General features: G+C 35.0%; 16 protein-coding genes and 1 pseudogene. 2 read left to right on the forward strand and 15 right to left on the reverse strand.

What is annotated here, in order from left to right:
- Positions 1-175 precede the first annotated feature (175 nt).
- The 10 genes from CHB72_RS27035 to CHB72_RS13830 all read right to left on the reverse strand — a co-directional run bounded on the left by CHB72_RS27035 (position 176) and on the right by CHB72_RS13830 (position 8,470).
- The gene (locus CHB72_RS27035) at positions 176-373 is read right to left on the reverse strand and encodes a hypothetical protein (protein ID WP_207652562.1); all 198 of its coding nucleotides are present in this window, start codon (positions 371-373) and stop codon (positions 176-178) included.
- Between the two features lie 55 nt (positions 374-428).
- Positions 429-710 (reverse strand): transposase, encoded by a 282-nt coding sequence (locus CHB72_RS28290; RefSeq protein WP_207652571.1) that lies wholly within the window; start codon positions 708-710, stop codon positions 429-431.
- Positions 711-1,117: 407 nt separating this feature from the next.
- Positions 1,118-1,561, reverse strand: coding sequence for a hypothetical protein (locus CHB72_RS13795; protein WP_089283470.1), 444 nt, complete (start codon positions 1,559-1,561; stop codon positions 1,118-1,120).
- Between the two features lie 17 nt (positions 1,562-1,578).
- Positions 1,579-2,835, reverse strand: coding sequence for a hypothetical protein (locus tag CHB72_RS13800; RefSeq protein WP_089283471.1), 1,257 nt, complete (start codon positions 2,833-2,835; stop codon positions 1,579-1,581).
- Between the two features lie 35 nt (positions 2,836-2,870).
- On the reverse strand, positions 2,871-3,953 hold the full coding sequence (locus CHB72_RS13805) for a pentapeptide repeat-containing protein (protein WP_089283472.1): 1,083 nt from the start codon (positions 3,951-3,953) through the stop codon (positions 2,871-2,873).
- 4 nt (positions 3,954-3,957) lie between these two features.
- Positions 3,958-4,605 carry a hypothetical protein gene (locus tag CHB72_RS13810; RefSeq protein ID WP_089283473.1) on the reverse strand — a complete coding sequence of 216 codons (648 nt, stop codon included), beginning with the start codon at positions 4,603-4,605 and terminating at the stop codon, positions 3,958-3,960.
- A 36-nt stretch (positions 4,606-4,641) separates the two neighbouring features.
- Positions 4,642-6,027, reverse strand: coding sequence for a hypothetical protein (locus CHB72_RS13815; RefSeq protein WP_089283474.1), 1,386 nt, complete (start codon positions 6,025-6,027; stop codon positions 4,642-4,644).
- A gap of 12 nt (positions 6,028-6,039) precedes the next feature.
- Positions 6,040-6,531, reverse strand: a complete 492-nt coding sequence (locus tag CHB72_RS13820; protein WP_089283475.1) for a hypothetical protein — start codon at positions 6,529-6,531, stop codon at positions 6,040-6,042.
- Between the two features lie 42 nt (positions 6,532-6,573).
- Complete coding sequence (locus CHB72_RS13825) at positions 6,574-8,007, reverse strand: contractile injection system protein, VgrG/Pvc8 family (protein WP_089283476.1); 1,434 nt, start codon at positions 8,005-8,007, stop codon at positions 6,574-6,576.
- A 22-nt stretch (positions 8,008-8,029) separates the two neighbouring features.
- Positions 8,030-8,470 (reverse strand): DUF4280 domain-containing protein, encoded by a 441-nt coding sequence (locus CHB72_RS13830; RefSeq protein ID WP_089283477.1) that lies wholly within the window; start codon positions 8,468-8,470, stop codon positions 8,030-8,032.
- 270 nt (positions 8,471-8,740) lie between these two features.
- On the opposite strand from CHB72_RS13830, the pseudogene CHB72_RS28105 reads away from it, so the two are divergent.
- Positions 8,741-8,902: pseudogene (locus CHB72_RS28105) on the forward strand (recombinase family protein); the annotation flags it as partial.
- A gap of 107 nt (positions 8,903-9,009) precedes the next feature.
- Here the strand turns inward: CHB72_RS28105 and CHB72_RS13840 are convergent.
- Entirely contained in the window at positions 9,010-9,966 is a 957-nt protein-coding gene (locus tag CHB72_RS13840) for an L-threonine 3-dehydrogenase (RefSeq protein ID WP_089283478.1), read from the reverse strand.
- A 309-nt stretch (positions 9,967-10,275) separates the two neighbouring features.
- Here CHB72_RS13840 and CHB72_RS13845 point away from each other — a divergent pair, with 309 nt between their 5' ends.
- Positions 10,276-11,025 carry a peptidylprolyl isomerase gene (locus CHB72_RS13845; RefSeq protein WP_089283479.1) on the forward strand — a complete coding sequence of 250 codons (750 nt, stop codon included), beginning with the start codon at positions 10,276-10,278 and terminating at the stop codon, positions 11,023-11,025.
- A 64-nt stretch (positions 11,026-11,089) separates the two neighbouring features.
- Here CHB72_RS13845 and CHB72_RS13850 read toward each other — a convergent pair whose 3' ends face one another.
- Genes CHB72_RS13850 through CHB72_RS13865 form a run of 4 tightly spaced genes read right to left on the reverse strand, consistent with a single transcriptional unit; the run spans position 11,090 to position 14,503 of the window.
- Positions 11,090-11,797: an ABC transporter ATP-binding protein gene (locus tag CHB72_RS13850; protein ID WP_089283480.1), complete on the reverse strand. Its 708-nt coding sequence runs from the start codon at positions 11,795-11,797 to the stop codon at positions 11,090-11,092.
- Positions 11,797-12,564: an ABC transporter ATP-binding protein gene (locus tag CHB72_RS13855; RefSeq protein ID WP_089283481.1), complete on the reverse strand. Its 768-nt coding sequence runs from the start codon at positions 12,562-12,564 to the stop codon at positions 11,797-11,799. Before CHB72_RS13855 ends, CHB72_RS13850 begins: the two co-directional genes overlap by 1 nt.
- Positions 12,497-13,615: a branched-chain amino acid ABC transporter permease gene (locus CHB72_RS13860; RefSeq protein ID WP_089283482.1), complete on the reverse strand. Its 1,119-nt coding sequence runs from the start codon at positions 13,613-13,615 to the stop codon at positions 12,497-12,499. Before CHB72_RS13860 ends, CHB72_RS13855 begins: the two co-directional genes overlap by 68 nt.
- A 15-nt stretch (positions 13,616-13,630) precedes the next feature.
- Positions 13,631-14,503 (reverse strand): branched-chain amino acid ABC transporter permease, encoded by an 873-nt coding sequence (locus CHB72_RS13865; protein ID WP_089283483.1) that lies wholly within the window; start codon positions 14,501-14,503, stop codon positions 13,631-13,633.
- Positions 14,504-14,557: the final 54 nt, after the last annotated feature.

The following is a 14,557-nucleotide window of genomic DNA, read 5'->3' on the forward strand; positions in this document are numbered from 1 at the left end:
TTATGAAGGTTTCATTTTACATGATTAAAGGCATAACTCACAAAGGATCTCATTTAGGTAAACGTTATCCTTTTATGTTATAATTATATCATAACTTATTTCCTATGAGTAGTACATTGTATAATGTATTTAATAAATACATTACCTCATAGACAAAGGGACAGGGACTTGTCCGCTATACCTTTTCAACCGTATACTTACTTACCCCTGTTACTTTCGCAAGTTGTCTTATTGTAATACCATTGGTAGCCTTTAAATCTCTCAGTACCTTATCCTTTTTATATTCATGATAACTGCTCCATCTATATTTTGCTGCTGAATTTGTTATTTCAGCCTTCATGGGGTTTTGATAAATATATCTTAATACTGTCAACAGATGTGCTTCATTTTCTACGACTTTACTTTTATATCATTCTTGAAACAAATGTTCAAAACGATCCACATTTGTGATTGTACCAATATACGAAACCAGAGCATATTCTCTGCATTATCAGGGATAATGATTCTATTCCTTCTCGCAATAATAAATGTACATGATTTCCCATTAAGCAGTGTCCATAAAGCTCAAATTTACTTTTTTTGCTCTTCTGTATTGCATCAATAAATTTAACACAATCTCTATCATCTTCAAATATATTTTGACGATTAATTCTCCTAATTATGATATGATATATTCCTGTTTTCCTCTTTTCTCGCGCTTTGATTGGTATATTTCACCATCTCATCAGAATTATATCAAATTTTTTCTATCAGACAAATCCCTGTCCCTTTGTCTGTTTTGTGTATACGTTGACTCCCTAATTTAGACAAAGTTAAGTTTATTCTATCATTTGATTTCATATTTCTAATGTCCTTTTTGTATGTTTGTTTCTATATATTATTTTATAGCTTGTCAATTGTTATGTTACCATTATTTATCATATATAGTATTATATTACTTGTTCTGGTCTGTATTGATTAAAAAACAATAATTGCGTAGAAATCTTGGAAATTCAAGTGTTCTTATATTTTTATCTCATTGTGGAATTAGATATGCATGTTAGTACTCTCTCTTAAGTTGACAGCATTGACCTGCCGTCCCCTTGGCTCCACATGGACCCTTGTCTATGGATATTTATTACTCTTCTTGGAAAATCCCTTTTTCCCATAGAATCTCTATTTGTTGCCGCTGTTGTCGCAACTTTATTAGTACATTTTGGAGTCTATTTAAACTGTTAACATATTTCTGTAAAAACTTCTCTGCTTTTTCATAATCACCAGCTACATAAGCTTCATAATATTCATATAAAGAACTTGACATGCCTTGTACTGGAGCTGCTATTTCGATTTCCAAGTTTGAATTTTTTGCCATATGGCCTGTATTTAGCTCCCCGTGTAGTTGACTACGATCTTCCCAAGTATGGGGAAGATTTTCTACTCGCTTTTCTTCCAATAATAGTACCTTTTCTACAATAACATCAAGAAATGGATCATCCACCTTTAAATTTCTTATATAATATCCTCTATACTGTAGCAGTATAATAAAACCAATAACAATTAACCACTTTTTTCTTTTTTGCATACTAGCCTCCCTATCACTTACTTAAAATTATATTTATTTAACTTCTCATAATCAGATGGATAATATTTATCCCTAGCAAATCCATCAAACAATGGATAATACCAGCCCTTATCAGATGTATCATAGGTTCTATATTCATCTTCACTTTCAACATACCTAACATAATTAATAACTTTATAATCGGCTATTTGGCTGGTTTCATTGACCTTTCTATTCGGGTCCACTACGCTTACAGCAATTCTAATATCGTCTGGTTTCGCTGGTATGTTAAGATCTATCATTGATTTAGTAACTCCTGCTGCAAAAGCCGCTACAGTGACATAATCGGCAGAAATATTCCCTTGGCTTGCTACTGATATCGAGCCTGCCAAGTCTGATGCTGCATCTAAGCCATTGTCAATAGGCTCAGACCATGTTTGTGGGTGCTTCTTTGTCAGTTGTGTCATTTTAATATCAAATTTATAATCTTCTTTATAGGGCACTGTAAATCTTGTAATCTCTTTATTAATTTCTGCATCATACAAGGTGAGAGTATGAGCATTAATAAGCTTTTTATTATCTGAATTAATCTCTAGTTGAGTTTTAATCCACATATTCACGCTAGATACATATATTGCTTCTTTGATATCATCATCACCCGTCCCCTTATCATCCCCCACTTTCTTAATCATTTCGCTTTCCACTTCAGGTTTAATATTCACTTTACCCCTCGCTGCTTCAGTGGTTGCATCATCTTTTCTAATCCAAGGGACTGCTCCTGTTATTGCATCAACTCTTGCGTATTTTCCTCTACCTAAAAACCTGTCTTGGAACTCTGACCAATTTTTCTTTCCTGTTGCAACTGTTTCTGCTGTAACTGCTCCTATTGTTAGTGTCCCTCTTTTTACTGTTGTACAGGCATCTTCCCATTCTTTTTTTAGCTTATCTAGTATCCTTTCTTTTCTCTCTTTCCCATCTTTTACTTTTTTATCTATGATTTTTTTTATTTGTTTTCCTTTTTCTTTTGCTGTATTTTTCCCTCTGTCTATGGCTTTCTTTGCAGGGTTTATATTTCTAGGGTTTATAACTTTAGGGATTGCTGCCGCTGCTTTTTGGGTGATTTGTTTGGCTGTACCTGTCGTTGCTTTCAACCTCTTTGGTATTGCTGAAACAGCTTTTGTCTGTATGTTCTTTGCTATTTTTCCTGCTGCTTTTTTGCCAGTTTGTTTTCTTGCATTTACTACTTTAGGCACGGCTGCTTTGGCTTTTTCGATTTCTTTTCCTAAGTATAACACGTTTTTTCTCCTTCCATGTTTTTTCTCCTTCCATGTTATTGTATAATTTCTATTTCTTCAAGCTGTTCTTGAGTAAGGCTGCATTTTTCCAGCTGTTTCTTTGTAAATCTGCTCTTATGTAATTTGGCTTCTGTAAATATCGCTTCTTCTAAATCTGCTCCTTCAAAGTCTCCTCCTATGATGATTGCTCTGGTGAAATCAGCCTTTGTTAGATTGCTGTCTTTGAAGTTGACTCCTGTAAAGGCTACAGTGTGTTGCAGATTGGCTGCTGTCATATCAGCTTTTTCAAAGTTGGCATCGTTGATCATAGCTCCCATCAGGTTGGCACCCTTCATGGTGCAGTTTTTGAATTTGGTTCCAATTAATAGGCTATTGACGATGTCTGTTTGGTTTAATAGACTGTTTCGAAAATCTGTATTGAATAAGTCCATATTTGTATAAGTAAGGTTGCTTAGGTCTAGTTCTCTAAAATCTTGAAACCTGTAGGCTTGTTCTTGGTTTTGCTTCAGCCAGTTTTTAATTTTTAGCAGGTTTTTTTCTTTTTCTTCCATATGTATGATATCACAGGGCTCATAGTATTCTCCTGCTTGTATTTCGAATATGTCTTCTTTATCTATGGACATATATTCTTCTGTTTCTAAGGCTTCTATGAGGCTATGGCGTATGACTTCTACTACGTATTTGTGAAAGTAATCCAGCTGTTCCAGCATGATTCTCTCTACATCTGGTTCGCTGATTTTCAATACATATTTTCTAAATACTTTCATAAGCTGCTGTCTCATGTCTTCATAGTGTTTGTAAATAAAGGTAACATCTAGTTCTCCTACTGGGATACCATCCTTTAGATACCAGTCTTTGTCATATGCCATGGCGGTGTATGTATATTTGTGCTGCAATATTTTTGTTCGCAGCAGGTGGTATATGATAAATCCTGTTTTGGGCTGGGTACTTTGTTGAATTTGTTTTGTATTGGTACAGATTTGTTTAAAGGAGTCGATGAATGTTTTTTTAAACTGCTGTTTATTTTGCTGGAAATCTTCTTCCAGGTTTTTTAATGCCTGCTCTAGGGATGGTTTTACTTCCTTTAGGTTGAATTTTTCTAATGCTGTTTCTGCCATATCATCACCTGTCTTTTTGACCTTTTTCTTCTGTCTTTTCTTCTAAGTGGTTTGAGGGTTCTTTTATGGTCATGAGGATTTGTTGGATAATGGGCTTGTATTGTTTTTTCTGATAAATGCTGCAGTTGAATGTTCCCATGAGTAGTTGTCCTTTTAATTCCATAAAAAACATAAGATTGTATATGTCTCCATCTATTAATGGCAGGTCGTAGGAAAAGAAACTAATGTTTTTTTCTCCTGTCTGGATGGTCTGACTGTCTTCTATTTTGGATGCAGGATGCAGTCGCTGCATTTGTTTGGCTAGGATGTCTTTTACTTCTTCTATCTCTTCGTTGTCTATCTCGCCACTATCTTCTATGGTAAATGTTATGTTTACGGTTGTATCTTCATTGGTATAGATATAGTCGGGTTTGTCTTCTCCTGGATATTTGATCTCTGCCAGTTCTTCTTCCATGATTTGAAATTCTTTGGGCATTAGCATTGTGATTGCTCCGTCTAGCAGTTCTTTTTCTTCTATATCGAGTTTCTTGTATTTTACAACGACAAATCCGTTGTTTATGTCGTTTTCTATGTTGTAGATGTCTTCTTCTTTCTGGTTAATTTGTTTGATTTTTTGTATGATTTCTTCTGCATAGGTTATTTTGTTTTCCATCTGTTTTCTCTCCCATCTTTGTTAAGGGCGTCATCCTTATCCTTTGATATGTACTATGTCATCAACAATGATACTGCAGGTTTTGGTAGCCAGCAGGATTTTATCTTTTGATTCTATTTCTATGGTTTCGCACTCTCCAATCAACTGTTTTTGTGTTTTTATATGTATATCCTGATGGCTGTTTACTTCTATTCCTGTCTCGTTATTCATTTTCAGATAGAGTTGGTTTTCTACTGCACTGAGGGTAAGCTCTTTGGGCGCTAATTTCATTTCTTTTTGATGTACTGTTCCATAATATTTGATGGATGGATCTTGAACTTTAGGATTTGTTTCTCCATCTAGTCGCATCACTTTTTTTACATAGGCTTCTTTTTCGTTTTCTGTAGGCATATATAGCTGTACTGTATCTCCTATCTGGGGCATACTGTACCAGCCGGTTGTTCCTTCTGTGGTATAGACTGTATCGAAGGGATACCAATTTGCTGTGGATGTGTCTTGGCTAGCGTCTATGGATAGATGGAGTTTTAGTTTGTCTTTTTCTACCGCAAGAGCTTTCCCTTGTATAGAGGTTCCTTTAAGTTTTTTGTTGTATAGGATACTTTGTTTTAAGCCTGTTTCTTTTTGAAGTCTATATTTGTGAATTAGAATTCCTTTTTTTATTTCTGTTACTTTTTGAGCTACTGTAAAAGGGATTTTTTGATAGGTTATCTTATCTCCTAGTTGATAGTCTCCCATACTTTCAATCCAATAGGAAATGTCTTCTTGTTCATAGCGATCTCCATGGTTTTTTGTGTAATGTAGATAGTTTTTTAGATTTTTTTCTATCGTATAGTCTGGATTTTTTTCTTCATAGTTGTTTCCAATGTTGATTCCAATATATATTCGTGGCTCCTCTGAGGCGATTTCTGGAAATATAGGTGCTTGTGTATGGGAAGCTACTCTTTTTATAAATTCCCAGTCGGTTTCTTGGTATTGTATAAAGCAACAGTTTTGCAGAGCACCTTTTGTAGCGCTATCAAATATATCTCCTCTGTATTCTCGAAGAATTGTTTTTAATAGGTTTTCATAGGGGTTATTGGGATTTTGAAAGCTTCTGCTTTTTTGTTGGATATCCAGATAGATGGAGGTGCTGTTTAGTATCATGTGGATATGGTATACTCCATCTATTTTCTTTATCGTGACTTTTACAGGAATTCCTGAAAATATTATTTCTTCTTTATCTTCTAGTTGTGCCTTGATCTTTATATTGGTTTGGTCTGTTAAACTGTGTATTGCATCATGATTTTCTTCTTTTAAAATGCCTGTTATATGGGCAACTGCATGGTTGTTTAGGCTTTGTTCTATTTTTAGTTCTGTTATTCTCTGCAGTTTCACTGGCATATCTATTGTCAAATCTCTATAGGTTAATCCGTCTTTTTTCATGGTTTTTCACCTCTATTTTAAGCTTACTGGAATAAACTGTATCCCACACAGGTTTTTTCGTAATATGTTCTCGGCTAAATGTAGGGATACTATGAGATATTCTTGTTTTTGGAAGGCAACTTTAAATATATATTTGCTTTTTATTTTTTCTTTTATGATGGCTAGGTTGTCATATCTCATTTGGGAATGGATTTCTAGGCAATCCTGCAATTCTAAGTCTATTTTCCAATATATTTTTTGTCCCTTTTGTTCTTTATCGGTGACAAAGAAGGGGATAGCTGTCATATTGTCTGCATATATCTCTAACATTTCTTTTAGAGCATCTGATACGCAAAAGTAATGATTAAATAATTTTTTTTTGCAAAAATAATCTACAAAGGTTGTTGTGGGATGAAAATCAGCATAGACAACAAAGGGTTCTTCTGTATCTATATCTATCGTGGATGAATCGATTTTAAGGGGGGAGGTAACCCGATTATCTTGTTTTATTACAAAGTATTCCATATAATCTCCTTATGATCATTTGTATTGTTGTTTTGTTGTATCTTAATTGATTTTTACATCTTCTCCGCATATATCTATTTGGCTGTCAATTTTTATTTCGCTAGTTTTGCATTTTAGTTTGATCTGCTCGCTGGCTAATATTTTTATTGTATCTTCTGCTTCTAGCTTGATTCCTTTTTCTGTTTTGAAATGAATCGGTTCTGTGCTGATGATTTCGATACCTGTGTCTTGGTTGAGCCGAATATATATGATTCTGGATTCTCCTGTTTCTTTATCTGTTCCATTAATGCAGGTTATCTGAATCTCGTCTGGGCTGAATTTTAATTCTTTTCCGTTTTTGGTTCTAAAATATTTTATATCAGGGTTTTGTATCTTATCTGTACTCTTGTTCTCTACTCTTATAGCATTCATCCCTACGCCTTTATGCTCTTGTCTAGTGGGGAAGTATATAAGAACTGTGTCATTTAGTTCTGGCATGCAGTACCAGCCACTGTTTCCTTCTGCGGTATATATTGTGGTGTAGGGAAACTCCCATGCCTGGGCTTTGTTCTGGCTTTTGTCTATTTCTAGATGTACTTTGATCTTATCCCGCACTACTTCTAGGACTCTTCCTTTTAAGGAGATTCCAGTGATTTGTTCATTGTATAATTGGTCTTGACTCAATCCATTTTTAGTGGAAAGGGCATACTTAAAAAGCAAAGTGCCGTTAACAAGCTCTCCTTCTTTGCTTTTTATATATAGAGGGATATTTTGATAGGTAACTTTGTCTCCTATTTCATACTCTTTTTCTGTCTCGATATGAAATTCTATGGTGTCCAGTTCCTTTAGGTTTGGATTTGTATTTTGGGAAGATTTCATGTACTGTCCTATATTTTTTGTTATATAGTAGTTGTAGCTCTCTATTTCTCCTATGTCGTTACCTTCTGCTGTTCCGAATAGAATTTTAGGGCCTTCATGTATAACTGAAGGGAGTATCCCCATATGAAAATGGGATGCCATCCGTTTTAAAAATTCCCAGTCTGTTTCTTGGTATTGCATAATAAATTTTTCAATGGCTTTGCCTTGAGAAGCTTTGTCCATCATATCTCCACCTGGGTAGTTCCTTACTATACCCTTAATCATGTCTCTATAACTCATGTTTTTATCCTGAAAGGAACGACATTCTTTTTTTATGTCGATTTTAAAGGAATTGGATACTGCTTTTATTTCTAGATAATAAACATCTTCTATGACTTGTACTTGTATGTGCTGGATCATTCCTTGAAACAAAGTCTTGGGTTTATCATCCTCTATGTACAGGGTTATTTGTTCTTCTCTAAGGTTTTCTTTTACATAATCATCTTTATACTGCTCTGATATTATTGCTGTCAGGTATAGATAGGCATGGTGGTTGATTTGCTGTGTCATTTTTATGTTTTTTATCTGCTGGATATATTCTATATTGGTTTTTAACTGAAAATAAGTTATTGCAGTCATAGGTTCACCTCTTTCACTTTCTTTATTTTTGCTGACCTGATTCTTCGATTTTTATGATTCCCCCATGGACACAGGGGACAATGCATATATTTAGAAGAGCTAATTCTTCTCTAACCTTATGATCTTTTTTTCCGTTAATCCATTTCAGGAGAATGGAGGGGGTACAGGGAACTGGTGGATTCACCCTTGTACACATGGAAAATGGCATAATATTTACATTTGCAACATGGTCTTCAATCGTTGCTTGGTTTTTTCCTTGTAAAGTCGCTCCATGACTCTGGGGAACTTTTAATTGACTAGTGCCTGTACCAAGGGAACATCTTAATGTTGCACCTTCTTTGATATTGTAGAGGGTTTGGGACATGGTCATTTTCTCCTTCCTGTAATTACAATCACTATTGCCGCTATTATTCCTTAAGTTTATTGCAAATTTTTCCATACTTCTACGTTTTTCAACCGACATGCATCGACATTCAGAGCTTTGTAGCTTTCATTTTTAAAAAAGAAGAACTGTAATTGTTGAAAATTACAGTTCTTTTAAAAATTAATTTGGAGGATTTTATGGAATGGTAAAAAAGTCCTGTTTTATATTCCGTTTCTTTATTTTGGTACAATCCATTAAGAATTTGTACCAATTTTATATAAACTTTAATTCGACAAGTGATACAAAAAAAGTATCAGCACTTTCTTAAACCAGATAAAATTACAATTAAATTAAAAAGATGTAGAAAAGAAAAAATATGATGTTTTAATCTGCTATAGACTAGACCGTATTAGCCGTAATGTATCGGACTTTTCTAATATACTCGAATTACTGCAGAAAAACAATATAGCTTTTGTCTCCGTTAAAGAGCAATTCGATACTTCTACCCCAATGGGCCGTGCCATGATGTAGTACATTGTATAATGTATTTAATAAATACATTACCTCATCTCAAAGGATTTCATAAAAAACATAAATAGAACTGGTTTCAGCTCGCTGAAACCAGTTCTATTTATGTTTTAATATTGAATGTTCATTTTTTTGCTTAACTTCTCTAGCATATCCTTTGTCATGCCATCCAAATCATATTTTGGATTCCAGCCCCATTGTTTTCTTGCCTCACTATCATCTAGTGAGTTAGGCCATGAATCAGCAATTTTTTGGATGTCAGGGTTTACATCATATTCCATTTGGAATTCTGGAATATACTTTTTGATAGCTGTTGCAATTCCCTCTGGGTCAAAGCTCATGGCAGTTACGTTAAATGCGTTTCTATGTGTTAATTTGGATGGATCTGCCTCCATCAATTCTACAATAGCATTTAATGCATCTGGCATATACATCATGTCCATAAAGGTTCCCTTTTGTAAGAAACAATTATATTTCTTATTTTTAAGAGCCTCATAATAGATATGTACTGCATAATCAGTTGTTCCTCCACCGGGTAATGCTACATTAGAGATTAAGCCTGGAAAACGCATCCCCCTTGTATCAACATTGAACTTTTGAAAATAATAGTCACATAAAAGTTCTCCTGATACTTTTGTTACCCCATACATAGTCGTTGGTCTCATCAAGGTATCTTGAGGTGTATTGTCTTTAGGGGTAGAAGGTCCGAAGACAGCAATGGAACTAGGAGTACAAACAGTGCATTGGTTTTCTCTTGCCACTTCTAATACATTGTAAAGTCCATTCATGTTGATGTCCCATGCTGCTGCTGGATTACTTTCCCCAGTAGCTGATAGTATCGCCGCCAGATTGATAATTGTATCTACCTTATGCTTCTTTACTGCATCAACAATTTCTTGTGACTTGGTAACATCCACCAATTCAAAAGGACCTGCATCAACAATAGGGTTATCTCCTTTTCTTCTACTGCTGGCTATAACATTATCTGCACCGTAGATTCCCCTCATATGCATTACTAGTTCAGAACCTATTTGTCCCAATGCTCCTGTTACTAAAATTTTTTTCATTATATTCGCCTCCTTAATAATAATTGCTATACACTATTGCATACACTTATTATTGTTTAAAACACATCTTTTAACACATATAAATTTACTAATTTTATAAATCTTAAACATTGATAAGCTTCACTATTTATTATAACAAATTTTTTCCTATTCGTCCCCCACCGAAAGACTTTTTTAGTAAATTGTCTTTGACTTAATACTCCTTATCAATTTCAAGGGATTTTTTTTGAAAATTTAGCACAAATTAGACATATCCCTCTTTTTTTGATAAGATGATTTAGAATACAATAATAAAGGAGTGTTAAACTCATGAATAACAAACAAGTATTGGCAGTAGTAGGTAGCCGTGAAATTACTAATGAAGATCTTCAATTACTTATAAGAAGCCTTGATCCTCAAAGGGCTGCACAGTTCCAATCAGAAGAAGGTCAAAAAAGACTTTTAGAAGAATTAGTGAATCAAGAATTGTTTTATCTGGATGCCATTGATCATGGGTTAGATCAAGACGAAGCTTACAAGCAAGAGCTAAAGAAAGTTCAAGAAAGCTTTTTAAAACAATATGCTATTAATCATTTGGTTAAGACAGCTGCTATCGATGAAAAAGAACTAGCAGATTATTATGAGGCAAACAAAGATCATTTTATGAATCCTGCTACAGCAAAAGCCAGCCATATTCTTGTAGATAGTCAAGAAGAAGCTGAGAACATTATAGCGGAAATTCAAGAGGGCCTTTCCTTCCAGGAGGCAGCTGAAAAATATTCTAAATGTCCATCTAAAGCTCAGGGAGGAAATTTAGGAAGTTTCTCAAGAGGCCAAATGGTTCCAGAATTTGAAGAAGCTGTTTTTAACATGGAAAAGGATGAAATAAGTGCTCCTGTTAAAACTCAGTTTGGCTATCACATCATTCAAACTTTTGAGCATAAAAATGAAGAAACAAAATCTTTTGAAGAGGTGAAGGGTCAATTAGCTCAACAGATGTTGGCCCAAAAACAACATAGTCTTTACCTTGATAAAGTAAATGAACTGAAAAATAACTATGAAGTAAAAGTAAATCTATAAAGATTAAGACGACCTCATGGGGTCGTCTTAAGTTTATCAAAAAAATAGTTATAATTTCTATTAGTTAATCCTCCCCTAGATAGGCTTTTCTCACCCTATCATCTTTAAGAAGATCTGGTGCTTTACCTGAGAAAGCAATATTCCCAGTTTCTACTACATAGCCTGTGTGGGCCACCTGTAATGCAATATTGGCATTTTGTTCAACCAGTAGTACAGTTAATCCCTTTTGATTTAATTCTGTGATACATTCAAAAATCTCTTCTACAACAATGGGGGCTAATCCCATAGATGGTTCATCCAGCATCAGTACTTTAGGTCTAGCCATCAAAGCCCTAGCAATTGCCAACATTTGCTGCTCTCCACCACTCAGAGTTCCTCCTGCTTGCTTCCTTCGTTCCTTCAGTCTAGGAAATATCTTAAAAGCATACTCTAGATCTTCTTGAATTTCCTTTTTATCATTTCTTAAGTAGGCTCCCATCAATAGGTTTTCTTCTACATCTAATCCCGTAAAAATACGTCTTCCTTCAGGAACCTGGCTAATACCTAATTCCACAATTTTTTCCGAAGGCATTCCCAGTATTTCCTTATCCTCCAAAGCAATGCTTCCTGTTCTGCTTTGAATAAGCCCTGAGATGGCCCTTAAAGTTGTAGACTTCCCAGCTCCGTTGCTTCCTACCAAAGTTACAATTTCTCCTGCATTGATATGAAAGGATATTCCCTTTAGAGCATGGATTCCTCCGTAGTAAACATTCAAGTCCTTCACCTGCAACATTAAGCGACACCTCCTTTTCCTAGATAAGCTGCTATAACCTTTTCATCTTTTTGGATTTCCTCTGGTAATCCTTCTGCTATTTTATTACCATAGTCTAGTACAAGTATCCTATCACAGATTCCCATGACTAATTTCATATCATGTTCGATTAATAAGACTGTGTAGCCTTTTCCCTGTATTTTTTTTATAAGCTGTTGCATTTCTACCTTCTCTTTAGAATTCATTCCAGCAGCTGGTTCATCCAATAATAATAATCTAGGTTCTGTTGCTAAGGCTCTAGCTACTTCCACTTTTCTTTGGTCGCCATAGGGTAAGCTAGTGGCAATTTCGTCTTTTTTATCCTCCAATCCAACAAATTTCAGAAGCTCTATGGTCTTCTCCTTCATTTGCTTTTGTTCCTCTTGAACTGTTTTTGTCCTTAATATAGCACCTAATAGGTTGGCCTGTGTCCTACAATATTGTCCTACCATAACATTTTCTAAAGCTGTCATACTTTTAAATAATCTTATATTTTGAAAGGTCCTTCCGATACCTAACTTTGCAATTTCATAAGGTTTACTCTTCTTAATTGGCTGACCTAAAAAATTAATTTCTCCTGAAGTAGTTTCATAAATACCTGTAATCAAATTGAAAAAAGTCGTTTTACCTGCACCATTGGGGCCTATTAATCCTACAACTTCACCTTCATTAATGTGCATATTAACCTTGTTTACTGCTACTAAACCACCGAAGGCCTTTGTAGCCTCTTTTGCCTCCATTATCAGCATTTGTTGTAACCCCCTTTAAATTTTCTTTACTTATCATACCCTGAGGTCGAATAATCATCATAACGATTAACAATAATCCATAAACTGCATATCGATAAGTTGAAATATCTCTTAAGGCTTCTGGCAATATGGTTAATACTACTGCACCTATGATTACTCCCGAAATACTTCCTACACCCCCTAATACCACCATACATAAGATTAAAACAGATTCCATATAGGTGAAATTATCAGGATTTACATAATGAATGAAGGAAGCAAAGAATCCTCCCGTCATACCTGCAATAGCCCCTGCTAGAACAAAAGCAAGAATTTTCAAATTGGTTGAATTAACACCCATTGCTTCTGCTGCTATTTCATCATCCTTTACTGCAATAAGCCCTAAACCCAGTCTAGAGTGTAGTAATCGATAGGAAATAAAAATTGTTAAGATGACTAAGGCAAGAACAATATAATAGTAAGCTACATTACTCCTTAGTACCCATCCAAATATTTGAGGAGAAGGTATCCCTGGAATTCCTGCTGGTCCCTTTGTTACCTTTGTCCAATTCACCAGTATTAGACGGACAATTTCTGCGAATCCAATGGTAGTAATAGCTAAGTAATCTCCTTTTAATCTCAGGGTAGGAATGCCTAATATAAATCCAAATATAGCTGTCACTATTCCTGCCATAATCATAGCGATCCAAAAGGATATGCCAAAATTGACGGTTAATAATGCTACCACATAGGCTCCGATTCCAAAAAAGGCTGAATGTCCCATAGAAAGCTGACCAGCAAATCCGATGACCATATTTAAGCTTAAAGCCAATACAACATAAATCAATGCCATGATACTTGTCCTAAATATATAGGGAGATCCCTTTGCTAGAAAAGGCCAGAAAATAATCATTGCTCCAAAAACTGCTAAAATAACTCTTTGTTTCTTTTTATCTATTGCGCTATACTTTATGGTAATCGCATCAAAAACCCTTGATAGAATTTTAATAGCAATGAAAAGCACAAAAACTGCAAAACCTAAATTCGCAGATACCTTTATAAAATTCGCCATTTTTCTTCACCTCCCTTAAACCTTTTCTTTTGCAGAGTTGCCTAATATTCCCGATGGTCTTACCAACAGAATAAAAATTAAAATGATGAAAGCAATAGCATCACGATAGCCTGAAGAAATGTAAGCAGCTCCTAGGGTTTCTGCTATCCCCATAATAATTCCACCTATCATTGCACCAGGTATACTGCCAATTCCTCCAATAACAGCAGCCACAAAAGCTTTCAATCCAGAGGTAAAACCCATCATAGGATATACAGCTTTATAATACATTCCTACTAGTATGCCCGCGGCTGCCCCTAAGGAAGATCCTATAGCAAAAGTAAAATAAATTACATGATTTGTGTTAATTCCCATCAATTTTGCTGCATCTACATCCTGTGAGGTGCACCGCATTGCACGACCCATTTTTGTATATTTAACAATATAAGTTAGAATTACCATTAATACCACTGCAGTCCCTAATATAATTAATTGTAGAGTGGTGAATTTTAATCCTAAAAAGTTATAAGATTGATTTTGAATAATATCTGGAAAGGATTGGGTTTGAGGACCCCAAACTAACATTGCATAATTCTCTAAAAAAATTGCTGCTCCAATAGCACATAGAAATAAATTAATCCGAGGAGCTTCAAAAACTGGTTTGTAGGCAAACTTTGCTATCATAAGCCCTACTACAACAGAACCTATCATACCTATAATAAAAGATACGACAATTGGCAGCCCTAAAACAGTTAATGCTGTTAATGCAAAAAAGGCTCCCATCATATAAATATCACCATGTACAAAGTTAATCAATCTTATAATACCGTAAACCATCGTAAACCCAATAGCCGTCAAGGCATAAATGCTACCTAGGGCCAGTCCGTTACTTAGTTGGTCTAAAAACATGGTCTCACCCCTTATCGTATTTGGTTAGAAAAAGGGACAAAACTGTCCCTTTTT

Source organism: Anaerovirgula multivorans (genome assembly GCF_900188145.1).
In the GTDB taxonomy this organism is placed as follows: Bacteria; Bacillota; Clostridia; order Peptostreptococcales; family Natronincolaceae; genus Anaerovirgula; species Anaerovirgula multivorans.

Coding starts and splice junctions, on each gene's coding strand:
- CHB72_RS13795 (WP_089283470.1), bottom strand. CDS start 1,561: ATGCAAAAAAGAAAAAAGTGGTTAATTGTTATTGGTTTTATTATACTG.
- CHB72_RS13815 (WP_089283474.1), bottom strand. CDS start 6,027: ATGAAAAAAGACGGATTAACCTATAGAGATTTGACAATAGATATGCCA.
- CHB72_RS13860 (WP_089283482.1), bottom strand. CDS start 13,615: ATGGCGAATTTTATAAAGGTATCTGCGAATTTAGGTTTTGCAGTTTTT.
- CHB72_RS13865 (WP_089283483.1), bottom strand. CDS start 14,503: ATGTTTTTAGACCAACTAAGTAACGGACTGGCCCTAGGTAGCATTTAT.
- CHB72_RS13820 (WP_089283475.1), bottom strand. CDS start 6,531: ATGGAATACTTTGTAATAAAACAAGATAATCGGGTTACCTCCCCCCTT.
- CHB72_RS13825 (WP_089283476.1), bottom strand. CDS start 8,007: ATGACTGCAATAACTTATTTTCAGTTAAAAACCAATATAGAATATATC.
- CHB72_RS13805 (WP_089283472.1), bottom strand. CDS start 3,953: ATGGCAGAAACAGCATTAGAAAAATTCAACCTAAAGGAAGTAAAACCA.
- CHB72_RS13845 (WP_089283479.1), top strand. CDS start 10,276: ATGAATAACAAACAAGTATTGGCAGTAGTAGGTAGCCGTGAAATTACT.
- CHB72_RS13840 (WP_089283478.1), bottom strand. CDS start 9,966: ATGAAAAAAATTTTAGTAACAGGAGCATTGGGACAAATAGGTTCTGAA.
- CHB72_RS13830 (WP_089283477.1), bottom strand. CDS start 8,470: ATGTCGGTTGAAAAACGTAGAAGTATGGAAAAATTTGCAATAAACTTA.
- CHB72_RS13855 (WP_089283481.1), bottom strand. CDS start 12,564: ATGCTGATAATGGAGGCAAAAGAGGCTACAAAGGCCTTCGGTGGTTTA.
- CHB72_RS13810 (WP_089283473.1), bottom strand. CDS start 4,605: ATGGAAAACAAAATAACCTATGCAGAAGAAATCATACAAAAAATCAAA.
- CHB72_RS13850 (WP_089283480.1), bottom strand. CDS start 11,797: ATGTTGCAGGTGAAGGACTTGAATGTTTACTACGGAGGAATCCATGCT.